Below are 15020 nucleotides of genomic sequence, written 5' to 3'. Positions count from 1 at the left end.
TGATGCGGTAACGAAGCCAGGCCACCCCATGATCGGTGCTCCAACTGGATGAGGACGGCACCACGTTAGAGCAGCCGAGAGGTGGCAGGAAACTGGCAGAAATATCAGGTCGGCGGCTTGCGTTGTGCCGACGTACTCATCGCTGGCCAAGCGGCGATCTTCAAACGGCCCGGGCCAGCCTGTCTTCACGCGGGCAGCGCTGGTAGCGCGCCCGATAACAGCGGGTAAAGTACGAAGCCGACTCGAACCCGCAGGCCACCGCCACTTCCAGTACGCTCATGTCGGTCTGGTGCAACAGCTGCCGCGCCTTGTCCAGCCGCAGTCGTAGATAGAAGCCACTGGGCGTGTCGTCCAGATGCAAGCGGAACAGGCGCTCCAGCTGCCTGCGGGTCACCTGCACTGCATCGGCCAACACCTGGGTATTGAGCGGCTGCTCGATATTGCCCTGCATCTCGCCGATCACCTTTACCAGCTTCTTGTTGCTGATGCCGTAACGGCTGGCGATCTGCATGCGTTGGTGGTCCTGGCGCGGGCGGATGCGCCCTAGCACGAATTGCTCGGACACCTGCACCGCCAGCTCGCTGCCATGGGCCTGGGCGATCAGGTCGAGCATCAGGTCGATCGATGCAGTGCCGCCCGCGCAGGTGATGCGACGGCGGTCGATCTCGAACAGTTCCTGGGTCACCTGCAGGCGTGGGTAGCGCTCCTTGAATGCCTCCAGCGCCTCCCAGTGCAACGTTGCACGGTAACCGTCGAGCAAGCCGGCCTCGGCCAGCACCACGGGGCCGGTGTCGATGCCGCCGAGGATCACGCCCTCATGCTCAAGCCGACGCAGCACCTGCTGCAGCCGTGGGCCATAACAGGCCAGCGGCTCGAAGCCGGCGACGATCAGCAGCACGCCGCCCGCTTCGCCCTCTCCCAGGGCGCCATCGGCATTGACCGACATGCCATTGCTGGCCTGCACTGCACCGCCATCCAGGCTCAGCACGCGCCATTGGTATGACGGCCCCTTGAAGCGGTTGGCCACCCGCAGGGGTTCCACGGCACTGATGAAGCCCATCGCCGAGAACCCTGGCAACAGCAGGAAATGAATCAGTTGCGGCATTGCATGCTCCACGACGAAAGGTGGTCGCCTCCGTGCAAATCTTGGTCGCCAGGGTGCGATTTCCCACCCTGGCGCCAGCGTAGCTTATCCACACGGCCCGCAGAGGTCGCCCTCAATAACAATACGCCCTGCCGATGGAGAGCCACCATGCACAGCTTGATCCGCCGCAGTCTGTTGAGCCTTGCCCTGAGCAGCATCGCTTCCACCCCGCTGTTCGCCGCCGAGCCAGCAGTTTGCAAGAACGTACGCCTCGGCGTGGTCAACTGGACCGACGTCATCGCCACCAGCGCCATGGCCCAGGTGCTGCTCGACGGTCTGGGCTACCAGACCAAGCAGACCAGCGCCTCGCAGCAGATCATCTTCGCCGGCATCCGCGACCAGCGCCTGGACATGTTCCTGGGTTACTGGAACCCGATCATGACCCAGACCATCACCCCGTTCGTCGACGCCAACCAGGTCAAGGTTCTGGAAAAACCCAGCCTGGAAGATGCCCGCGCCACCCTGGCGGTGCCGAAGTACCTTTACGACAAGGGTTTGAAAACCTTCGCCGACATCCACAAGTTCGAGAAGGAACTGGGCGGCAAGATCTACGGCATCGAGCCCGGCTCCGGTGCCAACACCCAGATCAAGGCCATGATCAGCAAGAACCAGTTCGACCTGGGCAAGTTCCAGCTGGTCGAGTCTAGTGAGGCCGGCATGCTCGCCGCCGTCGACCGCGCCGTGCGGCGCAAGGAAGCGGTGGTTTTCTTCGGCTGGGCGCCGCACCCGATGAACGTGAACATCGACATGGCCTACCTGGGCGACAGCCAGGACGCACTGGGCCCGGATGAAGGCCGTGCCACGGTGTGGACAGTGACCGCGCCGGACTACGCCCAACGTTGCCCCAACGCCCACCGCCTGCTGGCCAACCTGAACTTCAGCGCCGAGGACGAGAGCCGCATGATGCAGCCGCTGCTCGACCACAAGGACGCGTTGGAGTCGGCCCGCCAGTGGCTCAAGGACCACCCTGAGGACAAGGCCCGCTGGCTGGAAGGTGTGACCACCTTCGATGGCAAGCCGGCGGCGGACAACCTCAAGCTCAGCGCCAACTGACAAGGCCTGTTCGCCGGCTAGCCAGCTCCCCCAGCAGTAGCGCTGACCAGGGTTCACCGAGAACCCTGCGGGGGCGGGCTTGCCCGCGAAAAGCCCACCACAGACAACCCAAGGAACCGCCATGAACCACGACGTCATCATCACCTGCGCCCTCACCGGCGCCGGCGACACAGTCGCCAAGAGCCACCTGGTCCCGGTCACCCCGAAACAGATCGCCGAAGCCGCCGTAGAAGCGGCCAAGGCCGGCGCTACCGTGGTCCACTGCCACGTCCGCGATCCGCAGACCGGGCGTTTCAGCCGTGACGTGGCGTTGTACCGCGAAGTCATGGAGCGCATCCGCGAAGCCGACGTCGACATCATCGTCAACCTCACCGCCGGCATGGGCGGCGACCTGGAGATCGGCCCAGGTGAAACGCCCATGGAATTCGGCCCCGGTACCGACCTGATCGGCCCGCTGGAACGCCTGGCCCACGTCGAAGCGCTGCTGCCGGAAATCTGCACCCTGGACTGCGGCACCCTCAACTTTGGCGACGGCAACGCCATCTACGTCTCCACCCCCGCGCAACTGCGCGCCGGGGCCAAGCGCATCAGCGAACTGGGCGTGAAAGCCGAGCTGGAAATCTTCGACACCGGCCACCTATGGTTCGCCAAACAGATGATGAAAGAAGGCCTGCTCGAAGATCCGCTGTTCCAGCTGTGCCTGGGCATTCCGTGGGGCGCACCGGCCGACACCACCACCATGAAGGCCATGGTCGACAACCTGCCTGCCAACGTCACCTGGGCCGGCTTCGGCATTGGCCGCATGCAGATGCCGATGGCCGCCCAGGCCGTGCTGCTCGGCGGCAACGTGCGCGTGGGCCTGGAGGACAACCTGTATCTGGACCGTGGCGTGCTGGCCAGCAACGGTCAGCTGGTGGAACGCGCCGCCGAAATCATCACCCGCCTGGGTGGCCGCGTGCTCAGTCCGGCTGAAGGCCGGGAAAAAATGAACCTCAAGCGCCGCTGATTGCACCCTGGAGATCGATATGCCCTTCATCACCGAAATCAAGACCTTCGCTGCCCTGGGTAGCGGCGTGATCGGCAGCGGCTGGGTTGCCCGCGCCCTGGCCCACGGCCTGGACGTAGTCGCCTGGGACCCGGCCCCCGGCGCCGAGCAGGCCCTGCGCAAACGCATCGCCAATGCCTGGCCGGCACTGGAGAAACAAGGCCTGGCCCCAGGTGCATCGCAAGACCAACTGCAATTTGTGTCCACCATCGAGGAATGTGTACGCGACGCCGACTTCATTCAGGAAAGCGCACCCGAGCGCCTCGAGCTCAAGCTCGACCTGCACGCCAAGATCAGCGCCGCCGCCAAGCCCGATGCGATCATCGGCTCCAGTACCTCGGGCCTGCTGCCCAGCGAGTTCTACGAATCGTCCACCCATCCCGAGCGCTGCGTGGTCGGTCACCCGTTCAACCCGGTGTACCTGCTGCCGCTGGTCGAGATCGTCGGTGGCAGGCGCACGGCGCCAGCGGCCATCGAAGCGGCCAAGACCGTCTACACCGCGCTGGGCATGCGCCCGCTGCACGTGCGCAAGGAAGTCCCCGGCTTCATCGCCGACCGCCTGCTCGAAGCGCTGTGGCGCGAAGCGCTGCACCTGGTCAACGATGGCGTCGCCAGCACCGGCGAGATCGACGACGCGATTCGCTTCGGCGCCGGCTTGCGCTGGTCGTTCATGGGCACCTTCCTCACCTATACCCTCGCCGGTGGCGATGCCGGCATGCGCCACTTCATGGCGCAGTTCGGCCCTGCCCTGAAGCTGCCCTGGACCTACCTGCCAGCTCCGGAGCTGACCGACACGCTGATCGACGACGTGGTCGAAGGCACGTCGCAGCAACTGGGCGAGCACAGCATCGCCGCGCTCGAGCGCTATCGTGATGACACGCTGCTGGCGGTGCTGGAAGCGGTGAAGACCAGCAAGGCCAAGCACGGCATGGCTTTCGCCGACTGAGGAGAAGACGATGCCCGCACTGATCACCTACCGCACCCCAGTCCAGGAGGACTGGGTCGACTACAACGGCCACCTGCGCGACGCCTTCTACCTGCTGATTTTCAGCTACGCCACCGACGCGCTGATGGAGCACATCGGCCTGGACGAAGGCAGCCGTGGGCACAGTGGCCACTCGCTGTTCACCCTGGAGGCGCACATCAACTATCTGCATGAGGTGAAACAGGGGACAGAGGTGTGGGTGCAGACACAGATCATTGGCGTCGACCACAAGCGCCTGCACGTCTACCACAGTCTGCACCGCGCAGGTTTCGACGAGGCCTTGGCGGCCAGCGAGCAGATGCTGCTGCATGTGGATCTGGCAGGCCCCCGATCGGCGCCGTTCAGTGAGCGCAGTACGGCCCTGCTGCAGGACTTGCTGGGCAGTCAGCACGACCTGCCCGCTGCCCAGTTCGTTGGCCGGATCATCCAGCTCCCCCGCTGATCAGGCAAAAAAAAATAACCCCGGAAAGCCGTGAGCATCCGGGGCCAAGAGCGAGCAACATTCACTGTATCCACTGTGCATGAACGCGGGTGACCAAACCCTGCATTACCGTAGATGGCTTGAGTGTGCGGACTTCCAGCGCGGTCGATTTAGCCGGAAACGACCTGTTCTTAGCCAAAGCAGCCATGCCGGCATCTTGCTGTTGCGGGCATGTCGCAGGCGTCACAGAATCGGTCGTAAACAACAGCAGCTCTCTCTTCGCGATAAAAGGGACAACAGCCATGATGCATGCGGATTTGATTGACCAGGACGACCTGGCAGGCCACCTGCGCGCGCGCGGATTCGACATTCCCGCCGGGGCCACTGCCGAACAGGCCTGCGAGGCGGTGGTACGCGGCTTGACCGAGCCTAATGCACGCGCGCTCAAAGGCATGGTCGAGCAGATGTACACCGGCAGCGCGACCATTCTGCCGGCGGTGCGCCAGGCGATCGACAAGCAGCTGCTGCCGGCGCTGGCGCAGTTCAACAAGCGCGCCTGACCGCCACTTCTGCGCTGGCCCCGTTGTGCGCCAATCGACGCACAACGGGGCCAGCGTCGTTTCAAAGCCTCACGCTGGCAAACGTCGACTCGTTGCGCGCCTGGCTCAAGGCGGCCATCGGCCCACTGTGCGGCGACAGGGTCATGGCCTGCGGGATCGGCATCATGGCCACCTGCTGCGTGGTGTTGGAGCCGACGCGCTCATCGCGCGGCGGGATGCCGAAGTATTCGCGGTAACACTTGGAGAAGTGCGGCGTGGACACGAAGCCGCACACCGAGGCGACTTCGATGATCGACATCGGCGTCTGCTTGAGCAGCTGGCGCGCGCGGATCAGGCGCAGCTTCAGGTAGTAGCGCGACGGCGAGCAGTGCAGGTATTTCTGGAACAGCCGCTCGAGCTGGCGGCGCGATACCGACACGTAGACGGCCAGTTCGTCGAGGTCGATCGGCTCTTCGAGGTTGGCTTCCATCAGCGCGACGATTTCCTGCAGCTTCGGCTGGTTGGTGCCGAGCATGTGCTTGAGCGGCACGCGCTGATGATCCTGCTCGTTACGGATACGCTCGTAGACGAACATTTCCGAGATGGCTGCCGACAGCTCGCGGCCGTGATCGCGGCTGATCAGGTGCAGCATCATGTCCAGCGGCGCGGTTCCGCCCGAGCTGGTGAAGCGATTACGGTCAAGGGTGAACAGGCGGGTGCTCATGTTGACCCGCGGGAACGCCTCCTGCATGGCGGCCAGGCATTCCCAGTGCACGCTGCAATCGAAGCCATCGAGCAGACCGGCACAGGCCAACGCCCAGCTGCCGGTACACACCGCGCCAAGGCGGCGTGACTGGCGAGCCTGGGCCTGCAGCCAGGTGACATGCTCGCGGGTAACGGTACGCTGAATGCCCACGCCACCGCAGACGATCACTGTGTCAATCGGTGGCGCACTGTGCATGGCTGCATCGGGGGTGATCTGCAGGCCGTCACTGGCCCATACCTGGCCACCGTCGACGGTCAGCGTGTGCCAGCGGTACAGCTCGCGGCCGGACAACTGGTTGGCCATGCGCAGCGGTTCGACCGCCGATGCCAGGGAGATCAGGGTGAAATTATCCAGAAGAAGAAACCCGATGGACTGGGGTGCTGTGCGGTTCTGGGTTGAATTCCCGGAGGTGTACGACGTCATCGCGATTTCTCCTCACACAAATGCAGGGTGTGTGCCTCAGGCGGGCACTGATTTCTTGTTATTGCCCCCGTCTCATGTGTAGGGGCTGGTTTCCAATCCCAACGCAAACGCCGTGCCTGAAATTGAACGGCTGATCGAAAAAACCTGAAAACGACGTCTTCATCTGCCAAATCAGGTACTTCGAGCGTTGTGAATATCCTGCTGAAACGCGCGTCCTAGCGCCGTTGCTGTAACTGCTGAGCAATTAAGTGACACGCGTTGGGTAAGTTGCCCAGAAACGACACTCTTGAGTGTCACCGACAATGCCCACATCGATTGCGACAGCCGACGATCGGTCGCCTGCGCCGTGCACTGAAACGGGGCTTGGCGCACCGATAAAACTCAAGGGCTTCTACCCGGGCGATGCAAGCTGCCCGTGCAGAAGCCCTTGTGATCGATCAGCCCGTCAGCACTCGATGGCGCTGACCGCCAGCCCGCCGCGCGAGGTTTCTTTGTATTTGTCGTGCATGTCGGCGCCGGTGTCACGCATGGTGCGGATCACCTGGTCGAGTGAAATGAAATGCTCGCCGTCGCCGCGCAGCGACATCTGCACCGCGTTGATCGCCTTGACCGCAGCGATGGCGTTGCGCTCGATGCACGGCACCTGCACCAGGCCACCGACCGGATCGCAGGTCAGGCCCAGGTTGTGCTCAAGGGCAATTTCGGCGGCGTTTTCCACCTGCGGCGGGGTTGCCCCGAGCACCTCGGCCAAGCCGGCAGCCGCCATGGCGCAGGCCGAGCCGACCTCGCCCTGGCAACCGACCTCGGCGCCTGAGATCGATGCGTTCTTCTTGCACAGGATGCCCACCGCCGCTGCCGCGAGGAAGAAATCGACCACGCTCGACTCATCCACTGCGTCGCTGAAGCGCATGTAATAGTGCAGCACCGCAGGAATGATCCCGGCGGCGCCATTGGTCGGCGCGGTGACCATGCGCCCCCCGGCGGCGTTTTCTTCGTTGACCGCCAGGGCGAACAGGTTGACCCACTCCATGGCGCTCATGGTCGAGCCGATCACGTTGGGCTTGCCGATCTCTTGCAGGCTGCGGTGCAGCTTGGCGGCGCGGCGCCGCACATTGAGCCCACCGGGCAGCGTGCCTTCGTACTTGAGGCCGTTGTTGACGCATTCCTGCATCGCGTCCCACAGCTTGTGCAGGCCGGCGCGAATCTCCGCTTCGCTGCGCCAGACTTTCTCGTTGGCCATCATCAATTGCGACACGCTGAGGTCGTTTTGCTTGCACAGCCGCAGCAGTTCGGCGGCGCTGTTGAAATCGTAAGGCAGCACCGTCTGATCGGCGTCCAGCACACCGCTGGCCGCCTGCGCGGCATCGACCACGAAACCGCCGCCGACCGAGTAGTAGGTATCGCGATGCAGCTCGCCCTGAGCGCCTTCGGCGATCAGGGTCATGGCGTTGGGGTGATACGGCAGGTTTTCCTCCAGCAGCAGCATGTCGCGGGCCCAGACGAACTCGATGGGCAGGCGGTTATCCAGCTTGAGGACATGGGTTTCGCGCAGATCGGCAATGCGCGGCACGATCTGGGTAGGGTCGATGGCGTCGGGCCATTCGCCCATCAGGCCCATGATGGTGGCGTTGTCAGTGCCGTGACCGACGCCGGTGGCCGACAGCGAGCCGTACAGGCGCACCTCGATCCTTTGCACCTGTTCCAGCTCACCGCGCTCACGCAGCCCCTGGACGAACAGGGCGCCGGCACGCATGGGGCCGACGGTATGTGAGCTGGAAGGCCCGACACCGATCTTGAACAGGTCGAACACGCTGATGGCCATTGTCGAATCACCTCTTGCTGGGCTTGTCTCTGCGCGCCAGGCGCAGGGCGGGGCAACTGCTAGGCTGAAGCTGCGAGCCGCCAGGAATGCACGCATCATCGGGCTTTTGCCTACCCCCTCGCCGTCTGCAACCGACGTACTTTTGTCCAGCAGCGCCGCTGGTTTTCGGCCATCGATGCGCCGCTTTCAAACGCGCTTGTGACGTAAAAATGCGGTGGGAGGGATGGAAAAATCCATAAACGACATCGCCCGTACTGGAAGCGACCCGTTGCGTACTGGTTACGACCCCACCAGTAGGCGATTGCCCGGCGCTGGAGGATTATCGAAAGCGACTCGTAAAGCACGGCCACGCAACCTGCCCTCTGCAGGCCTGGTCGACCGGACCCTGAGAAAACCCGGCGACCCACGCGAACCCGAAGACAAAATCACAGGAGTCCACCCATGAAAGGTTCACCCTCGCTGTTGCTGGTCGCGATGCTGAGCGCACCGCTGCTGGCCCAGGCCGCCGAACCCGAGCAGTGCCAGACGGTACGCTTCTCCGACGTCGGCTGGACCGACATCACCGTCACCACGGCGACCACCAGCGTTGTGCTCGAGGCACTGGGCTACAAGACCCACACCACCATGATCTCGGTGCCGGTGACCTACAAGTCACTGGCAGCCGGCAAGGACCTGGACGTGTTTCTCGGCAACTGGATGCCGACCATGGAAAACGACATCAAGCAGTACCGCGATGCCGGTACGGTGGAAACCGTGCGCGCCAACCTGGAAAACGCCAAGTACACCCTCGCCGTGCCCCAGGCGCTGTACGACAAGGGCCTCAAGGATTTCAGCGACATCCCCAAGTTCAAGGATGAGCTGGGCGGCAAGATCTACGGCATCGAGCCGGGCAACGATGGCAACCGCACCATCCAGAGCATGATCGACAAGAACGCCTTCGGCCTCAAGGATGCCGGTTTCAAGATCGTGCAATCGAGCGAGGCCGGCATGCTGTCGCAGGTCGACCGCGCGCAGAAACGCGGTGAGGCGATGGTGTTCCTGGGTTGGGAACCGCATCCGATGAACACCCGTTTCAAGATGCAGTACCTGACCGGCGGGGACGACTTCTTCGGCCCCGACTTCGGCAAGGCCACTGTGTACACCAACACCCGCAAAGGCTACGTGCAGCAATGCAGCAACGTCGGCCAACTGCTGAAGAACCTGTCGTTCGAGCTCAAGGACGAGAGCACCATGATGGGCTACGTCCTGGACGACAAGATGAAGCCTGACGCAGCCGCCAGGAAGTGGCTCAAGGACAACCCCGGCAAGCTCGATACCTGGCTGGCCGGCGTTACCACCGTGGATGGCAAACCAGGCCTTGAGGCGGCCAAGGCCAAGCTCGCTCAATAACGCAATACGCCGTAGCGCTACCTCGGGGCGGGACCGTGCCCGCCCCGGACTGATTTCAATCTTTGCAGGTGGAAGCTCGCTATCATGCTTATCGATCAGAAAATACCCTTGGGGCAGTACATCGCGTCGTTCGTCGAATGGCTGACCCAGAACGGCGCGAACTATTTCGATGCCATCGCTCAAGGCCTGGAATTCATGATCCATGGGGTCACCAGCGCCCTGACCTTCTTCAACCCCTTCGTGCTCATTGCCATCTTCGCCGCGCTCGCGCACTTCATTCAGCGCAAGTGGGCACTGACCGCATTCGTCGCCGTGTCATTCCTGTTGATCCTCAACCTGGGTTACTGGCAGGAAACCATGGAAACCCTCGCCCAGGTCACCTTCGCCACCGTGGTGTGCGTGGCCATCGGTGTGCCGCTGGGTATCGTCGCGGCGCACAAGCCGATGTTCTACACCGCCATGCGCCCGGTGCTCGACCTGATGCAGACCGTGCCGACGTTCGTCTACCTGATCCCGACCCTGACCCTGTTCGGCCTGGGCGTGGTGCCGGGGCTGATCTCGACGGTGGTGTTCGCCATCGCCGCGCCCATTCGCCTCACCTACCTGGGCATCTGCGACGTCCCGCAAGAGCTGATGGACGCCGGCAAGGCCTTCGGCTGCTCACGCCGCCAACTGCTCACCCGAATCGAACTGCCGCATGCGATGCCGAGCATCGCGGCCGGCGTTACCCAGTGCATCATGCTGTCGCTGTCGATGGTGGTGATCGCCGCCCTGGTGGGCGCCGATGGGCTGGGCAAACCTGTGGTCAACGCACTGAACACCGCCGATATCTCCCTGGGCTTCGAAGCGGGCCTGGCGATCGTGCTGCTGGCGATCATGCTCGACCGTATCTGCAAGCAGCCGGAACTGCCGGCAAGGGGTGAGGCATGAGTATCATTCGATTCGAAGACGTCGACGTCATCTTCTCCAACAAGCCGCGCGAGGCGCTGTCGCTGCTCGACCAGGGCCAGACCCGCGAGCAGATCCTGCAGAAGACCGGCCTGGTGGTCGGGGTGGAAAAAGCCAACCTGGACATCAACAAGGGCGAGATCTGCGTCCTGATGGGCCTCTCAGGCTCGGGCAAGTCGAGCCTGCTGCGCTGCATCAACGGCCTCAACACCGTGAGCCGCGGCAAGCTGTTCGTCGAGCACGAAGGCAAGCACATCGACATCGCCCACTGCACCCCGGCGGAGTTGAAGATGATGCGCACCAAGCGCATTGCCATGGTGTTCCAGAAATTCGCCCTGATGCCTTGGCTGACGGTGCGCGAGAACATCAGCTTCGGCCTGGAAATGCAGGGCCGCCCGGAGAAGGAGCGGCGCAAGCTGGTCGATGAGAAACTCGAACTGGTCGGCCTGACCCAATGGCGCAACAAGAAGCCCGACGAGCTCTCCGGCGGCATGCAGCAGCGCGTGGGCCTGGCCCGGGCGCTGGCGATGGACGCCGACATTCTGTTGATGGACGAACCGTTCTCGGCGCTCGACCCGCTGATTCGCCAGGGGCTACAGGATGAGCTGTTGGACCTGCAGGCCAAGCTGAGCAAGACCATCGTGTTCGTCAGCCATGACCTGGACGAGGCGCTGAAGCTCGGGAGCCGCATCGCGATCATGAAGGACGGGCGGATCATCCAGTACAGCAAGCCGGAAGAGATCGTGCTGAACCCGGCCGACGAATACGTGCGCACCTTCGTCGCCCACACCAACCCGCTCAACGTGCTGTGCGGGCGCAGCCTGATGCGCAGCCTGGACAACTGCAAGCGGGTCAATGGCTCGGTGTGCCTGGACCCCGGTGGCGATTCGTGGCTGGACCTGGGCGAAGGCAATTCGATCAAGCGCGCGCGCCAAGGGCAGAACGGGCTGGACATGCAGAACTGGGCGCCTGGGCAGGCCGTCGAAGGCCTGGGCCGCAGGCCGACGCTGGTGCATGCCGACATCGGCATGCGTGAGGCGCTGCAGATTCGTTACCACACCGGTAACAAGCTGGTGCTGCAGGACAACGACAAGGTCGTGGGGATTCTCGGTGATACCGAGCTTTACCACGCCTTGCTCGGCAAGAATCACGGGTGATGCAAATGGGGCCGCGTTGCGGCCCTTTCGCGCCCGCTCTGGCGTTCCGGCAAGGCCAGTGTTCGATACGTGAGCGAGGCTTGCGCAGTCTCTGCAGGAGCGCCCTGGGGGCGCGAACGGAGGGCAACACCCTCCCAGCAAGGTTTCAGCGAACGACGATTCCGCGCGACGCCATGTAAGCCTTGGCCTCTGGCACGGTGTATTCACCAAAGTGGAAGATACTGGCCGCCAGCACCGCGCTGGCGTGCCCTTCCAGAATGCCATCTGCCAGGTGTTGCAGGTTGCCCACCCCACCCGAAGCAATCACCGGAATGCCCAACGCGTCACTGATGGCGCGGGTAACGCCCAGGTCGAAGCCATTTTTCATGCCGTCCTGATCCATGCTGGTCAGCAGGATCTCACCGGCACCCAGGCCTTCCATCTTCCGTGCCCACTCAACGGCATCCAGCCCGGTCGGCTTGCGCCCACCGTGGGTGAAGATCTCCCAGCGCGGCGCTTCACCTGGCCCGGACACCTTCTTGGCATCGATGGCAACGACGATGCATTGCGAACCGAAACGGTCTGCCGCTTCGCCGACGAACTCCGGGTTGAACACCGCAGCGGTGTTGATCGAAACCTTGTCGGCACCGGCGTTGAGCAGGTTGCGGATATCCTGCACGGTGCGCACGCCACCGCCGACGGTCAGCGGGATGAACACCTGGCTAGCCATGCGCTCGACGGTATGCAGGGTGGTATCGCGACCGTCGACGCTGGCGGTGATGTCGAGGAAGGTGATTTCATCGGCACCCTGCTCGTTGTAGCGACGGGCAATTTCCACCGGGTCGCCAGCATCACGGATGTTCTCGAACTTGACGCCCTTGACCACACGGCCGTTATCCACGTCCAGGCAAGGGATGATGCGCTTGGCCAGTGCCATGATTGCGTCCTCAGCCTTGGTAGTTGTCACAGAAGGCCTGGGCCTCGGCGACATCGAGGGTGCCTTCGTAGATGGCGCGGCCGGTGATGGCGCCGATGATCCCTGGGGCCTTGGCCTCCAGCAGGGCTTTGATGTCACCCAGGTTGTGGATGCCGCCCGAGGCGATTACCGGGATCGACGTGGCTTCGGCCAGGGCCTTGGTGAAGGGCACGTTGCAGCCCTGCATCATGCCGTCCTTGGCGATGTCGGTGTAGACGATCGCGGAAACGCCATCGGCCTCGAAGCGCTTGGCCAGGTCGATGACCTGCACCGAGCTGACCTCGGCCCAGCCGTCGGTGGCGACGAAGCCGTCTTTCGCGTCCAGGCCCACGATGACCTTGCCTGGGAAGGCTTTGCACGCTTCGGCGACGAACTCAGGCTGCTTGACCGCCTTGGTGCCGATGATCACGTAGCTGACACCCGCCTTGACGTAATGCTCGATGGTTTCCAGCGAGCGAATACCGCCACCGATCTGGATCGGCAGGTGCGGGTAGCGCTTGGCGATGGCGGTGACCACTTCACCGTTGACCGGCTGGCCTTCGAAGGCGCCGTTGAGGTCGACCAGGTGCAGGCGGCGGCAGCCCCCTTCGACCCACTTGGCGGCCATGCTCACCGGGTCGTCGGAGAATACCGTGGAGTCTTCCATGCGGCCCTGGCGCAGGCGTACGCAGGCACCGTCCTTCAGATCGATAGCGGGGATAATCAGCATCTTGGGAACCTGTCTGTTCTTGGGGGTTCAGGGCTTTTCGAGTGCCCACAGATCGCTTTCGATGCTCTCGAACCGCTCCTTGAGGTGCAGCTGAACATCGGCAATCGCCCTGTTGTAGTAATGGGGTGCAATTTCTTTGCTGAACAGCTCAAGGACCTCGGCCACTTCGAACGAACCCAGCTGCAGTTCGAAGCGGTCTTCGAGAAAGCGCTTGAGTGTGTCGAGCGCCTCGCGTTCCTCTTCGGGAGCCAGGGTAATGTTCGGGGCCTTGGTCTTCGAGCGGCTCATTTACCAGCGCCCGTCCCAGGCCACGAAGTTCTGCAGCAGCTGCAGGCCATGGGTATGGCTCTTCTCCGGGTGGAACTGCACGGCAAAGCGCGAGCCATCTGCCAGGGCGGCGGCGAAATCGACGCCGTAGTGGCCGCGACCGACCACCTGGCCCGGCTTGCCGGCGTTGATGTAGTAGCTGTGCACGAAGTAGAAACGTGCGCGGTCGCTGATGTCGTGCCACAGCGGGTGGTCGATGGTCTGACTGACCTCGTTCCAACCCATGTGCGGCACCTTCAGGTGCTCGCCGTGTTCTTGCAGGTCCTTGCCGAAGAAACGCACCTGGCCTGGGAACACACCGATGCAGTCGACACCGTCGTTTTCTTCGCTGTGCTCGAGCAGCGCCTGCATGCCGACGCAGATGCCGAGAAACGGGCGGTCCTGGCTGACTTCGCGGACCAGGCTGTCGAAGCCCAGGCGGCGGATTTCGGCCATGCAGTCGCGAATCGCGCCCACGCCCGGAAACACCACGCGGTCCGCTTCGCGAATCACCGCAGCGTCACTGGTGACCATCACCTTGCCGGCACCGACGTGCTCCAGCGCCTTGGCCACCGAGTGCAGGTTGCCCATGCCATAGTCGATTACCGCTACCGTCTGCATTTACAGGCACCCTTTGGTCGACGGCATCTGCCCGGCCATGCGCTCGTCGAGGGTCACGGCCATGCGCAGGGCGCGGCCGAAGGCCTTGAACACGGTTTCGATCTGGTGATGGGTGTTGTGCCCACGCAGGTTGTCGATGTGCAGGGTCACCAGGGCGTGGTTGACGAAGCCCTGGAAGAACTCCTGGAACAGGTCGACATCGAAGCCGCCCACGCTGGCGCGGGTGTACGGCACATGCATCTGCAGGCCTGGGCGGCCGGAGAAGTCGATAACCACGCGCGACAGCGCTTCGTCCAACGGCACGTAGGCGTGGCCGTAGCGGAAGATGCCCTTCTTGTCGCCAATGGCCTGGGCGAACGCCATGCCCAAGGTGATACCGACGTCTTCGACGGTATGGTGATCGTCGATATGCAGGTCGCCCTTGCACTCGATATCCAGATCGATCAAGCCGTGTCGGGCGATCTGGTCCAGCATGTGTTCAAGGAAAGGCACGCCGATATCGAATCGGGCCTTGCCGCTGCCATCGAGGTTGATCGAGCACTTGACCTGGGTTTCCAGGGTATTGCGCTCGACGGAAGCCTTACGTTCGACCATCACCAGCTCCGCAAAATCATGGGGCGAAAAGGGCTCCATTATAGGCCCAGATCGCGCTGGCTTGAAACGCGGATGACATATGGCAAGGCAAGGAATTGTGCAGGCGCACAGGCCTACAGGTCTATACAACCGAGCAATTGGGG

The 15020-nt window shown here is 63.2% G+C and carries 16 protein-coding genes; 8 read left to right on the top strand and 8 right to left on the bottom strand.

The features are described 5' to 3' along the window. Window positions 1-160: 160 nt before the first annotated feature. Entirely contained in the window at window positions 161-1105 is a 945-nt protein-coding gene (locus ACLEJW_RS18390) for a GlxA family transcriptional regulator (protein WP_313298525.1), read from the bottom strand. Between the two features lie 147 nt (window positions 1106-1252). Here ACLEJW_RS18390 and choX point away from each other — a divergent pair, with 147 nt between their 5' ends. From choX to ACLEJW_RS18365, 5 genes are all read left to right on the top strand, one after another. Then, window positions 1253-2197 (top strand): choline ABC transporter substrate-binding protein, encoded by a 945-nt coding sequence (gene choX / locus ACLEJW_RS18385; protein ID WP_145183755.1) that lies wholly within the window; start codon window positions 1253-1255, stop codon window positions 2195-2197. 121 nt (window positions 2198-2318) lie between these two features. Beyond that, on the top strand, window positions 2319-3203 hold the full coding sequence (locus ACLEJW_RS18380) for a 3-keto-5-aminohexanoate cleavage protein (protein ID WP_145183758.1): 885 nt from the start codon (window positions 2319-2321) through the stop codon (window positions 3201-3203). A 19-nt stretch (window positions 3204-3222) separates the two neighbouring features. Continuing rightward, complete coding sequence (locus ACLEJW_RS18375; protein WP_313455027.1) at window positions 3223-4188, top strand: L-carnitine dehydrogenase; 966 nt, start codon at window positions 3223-3225, stop codon at window positions 4186-4188. 10 nt (window positions 4189-4198) lie between these two features. Beyond that, the gene (locus tag ACLEJW_RS18370; RefSeq protein WP_313298533.1) at window positions 4199-4669 is read left to right on the top strand and encodes a thioesterase family protein; all 471 of its coding nucleotides are present in this window, start codon (window positions 4199-4201) and stop codon (window positions 4667-4669) included. Between the two features lie 281 nt (window positions 4670-4950). Continuing rightward, window positions 4951-5208: a hypothetical protein gene (locus ACLEJW_RS18365; RefSeq protein ID WP_009682891.1), complete on the top strand. Its 258-nt coding sequence runs from the start codon at window positions 4951-4953 to the stop codon at window positions 5206-5208. Window positions 5209-5269: 61 nt separating this feature from the next. On the opposite strand, the gene ACLEJW_RS18360 is transcribed toward ACLEJW_RS18365, so the two are convergent. Together ACLEJW_RS18360 and ACLEJW_RS18355 are read right to left on the bottom strand one after the other, a co-directional pair. Continuing rightward, a complete protein-coding gene (locus ACLEJW_RS18360; RefSeq protein WP_145183786.1) occupies window positions 5270-6376 on the bottom strand; it encodes a GlxA family transcriptional regulator in 1107 nt (368 codons plus the stop codon). Between the two features lie 445 nt (window positions 6377-6821). After that, on the bottom strand, window positions 6822-8198 hold the full coding sequence (locus ACLEJW_RS18355; RefSeq protein WP_313298538.1) for an L-serine ammonia-lyase: 1377 nt from the start codon (window positions 8196-8198) through the stop codon (window positions 6822-6824). Window positions 8199-8639: 441 nt separating this feature from the next. On the opposite strand from ACLEJW_RS18355, the gene ACLEJW_RS18350 reads away from it, so the two are divergent. From ACLEJW_RS18350 to choV, 3 genes are all read left to right on the top strand, one after another. Beyond that, window positions 8640-9587, top strand: coding sequence for a choline ABC transporter substrate-binding protein (locus ACLEJW_RS18350; RefSeq protein WP_145183792.1), 948 nt, complete (start codon window positions 8640-8642; stop codon window positions 9585-9587). A gap of 81 nt (window positions 9588-9668) precedes the next feature. Beyond that, on the top strand, window positions 9669-10517 hold the full coding sequence (choW, locus tag ACLEJW_RS18345; RefSeq protein ID WP_178108297.1) for a choline ABC transporter permease subunit: 849 nt from the start codon (window positions 9669-9671) through the stop codon (window positions 10515-10517). Beyond that, entirely contained in the window at window positions 10514-11692 is a 1179-nt protein-coding gene (gene choV / locus ACLEJW_RS18340) for a choline ABC transporter ATP-binding protein (RefSeq protein WP_145183799.1), read from the top strand. Before choW ends, choV begins: the two co-directional genes overlap by 4 nt. A 145-nt stretch (window positions 11693-11837) precedes the next feature. Here choV and hisF read toward each other — a convergent pair whose 3' ends face one another. From hisF to hisB, 5 genes are read right to left on the bottom strand one after another with little or no spacing between them, the layout of a single operon-like run. After that, a complete protein-coding gene (gene hisF / locus ACLEJW_RS18335; RefSeq protein ID WP_145183803.1) occupies window positions 11838-12608 on the bottom strand; it encodes an imidazole glycerol phosphate synthase subunit HisF in 771 nt (256 codons plus the stop codon). 10 nt (window positions 12609-12618) lie between these two features. Further along, the gene (hisA, locus tag ACLEJW_RS18330; RefSeq protein WP_145183805.1) at window positions 12619-13356 is read right to left on the bottom strand and encodes a 1-(5-phosphoribosyl)-5-[(5-phosphoribosylamino)methylideneamino]imidazole-4-carboxamide isomerase; all 738 of its coding nucleotides are present in this window, start codon (window positions 13354-13356) and stop codon (window positions 12619-12621) included. A gap of 27 nt (window positions 13357-13383) precedes the next feature. Then, entirely contained in the window at window positions 13384-13644 is a 261-nt protein-coding gene (locus tag ACLEJW_RS18325; RefSeq protein WP_313298548.1) for a DUF2164 domain-containing protein, read from the bottom strand. Further along, on the bottom strand, window positions 13645-14283 hold the full coding sequence (gene hisH / locus ACLEJW_RS18320) for an imidazole glycerol phosphate synthase subunit HisH (protein ID WP_145183808.1): 639 nt from the start codon (window positions 14281-14283) through the stop codon (window positions 13645-13647). Further along, window positions 14284-14877, bottom strand: coding sequence for an imidazoleglycerol-phosphate dehydratase HisB (gene hisB / locus ACLEJW_RS18315; RefSeq protein ID WP_023532883.1), 594 nt, complete (start codon window positions 14875-14877; stop codon window positions 14284-14286). Window positions 14878-15020 lie beyond the last annotated feature (143 nt).

The sequence above is a fragment of the Pseudomonas sp. SMSB3 genome (assembly GCF_052041965.1).
Taxonomy (GTDB): Bacteria; Pseudomonadota; Gammaproteobacteria; order Pseudomonadales; family Pseudomonadaceae; genus Aquipseudomonas.
The sequence above is the reverse complement of the archived record's forward strand: the minus strand, read 5'-3'. Positions and strand labels throughout refer to the sequence as shown.

Coding starts and splice junctions, on each gene's coding strand:
- ACLEJW_RS18390 (WP_313298525.1), bottom strand. CDS start 1,105: ATGCCGCAACTGATTCATTTCCTGCTGTTGCCAGGGTTCTCGGCGATG.
- choX (WP_145183755.1), top strand. CDS start 1,253: ATGCACAGCTTGATCCGCCGCAGTCTGTTGAGCCTTGCCCTGAGCAGC.
- ACLEJW_RS18380 (WP_145183758.1), top strand. CDS start 2,319: ATGAACCACGACGTCATCATCACCTGCGCCCTCACCGGCGCCGGCGAC.
- ACLEJW_RS18375 (WP_313455027.1), top strand. CDS start 3,223: ATGCCCTTCATCACCGAAATCAAGACCTTCGCTGCCCTGGGTAGCGGC.
- ACLEJW_RS18370 (WP_313298533.1), top strand. CDS start 4,199: ATGCCCGCACTGATCACCTACCGCACCCCAGTCCAGGAGGACTGGGTC.
- ACLEJW_RS18365 (WP_009682891.1), top strand. CDS start 4,951: ATGATGCATGCGGATTTGATTGACCAGGACGACCTGGCAGGCCACCTG.
- ACLEJW_RS18360 (WP_145183786.1), bottom strand. CDS start 6,376: ATGACGTCGTACACCTCCGGGAATTCAACCCAGAACCGCACAGCACCC.
- ACLEJW_RS18355 (WP_313298538.1), bottom strand. CDS start 8,198: ATGGCCATCAGCGTGTTCGACCTGTTCAAGATCGGTGTCGGGCCTTCC.
- ACLEJW_RS18350 (WP_145183792.1), top strand. CDS start 8,640: ATGAAAGGTTCACCCTCGCTGTTGCTGGTCGCGATGCTGAGCGCACCG.
- choV (WP_145183799.1), top strand. CDS start 10,514: ATGAGTATCATTCGATTCGAAGACGTCGACGTCATCTTCTCCAACAAG.
- hisF (WP_145183803.1), bottom strand. CDS start 12,608: ATGGCACTGGCCAAGCGCATCATCCCTTGCCTGGACGTGGATAACGGC.
- hisA (WP_145183805.1), bottom strand. CDS start 13,356: ATGCTGATTATCCCCGCTATCGATCTGAAGGACGGTGCCTGCGTACGC.
- ACLEJW_RS18325 (WP_313298548.1), bottom strand. CDS start 13,644: ATGAGCCGCTCGAAGACCAAGGCCCCGAACATTACCCTGGCTCCCGAA.
- hisH (WP_145183808.1), bottom strand. CDS start 14,283: ATGCAGACGGTAGCGGTAATCGACTATGGCATGGGCAACCTGCACTCG.
- hisB (WP_023532883.1), bottom strand. CDS start 14,877: ATGGTCGAACGTAAGGCTTCCGTCGAGCGCAATACCCTGGAAACCCAG.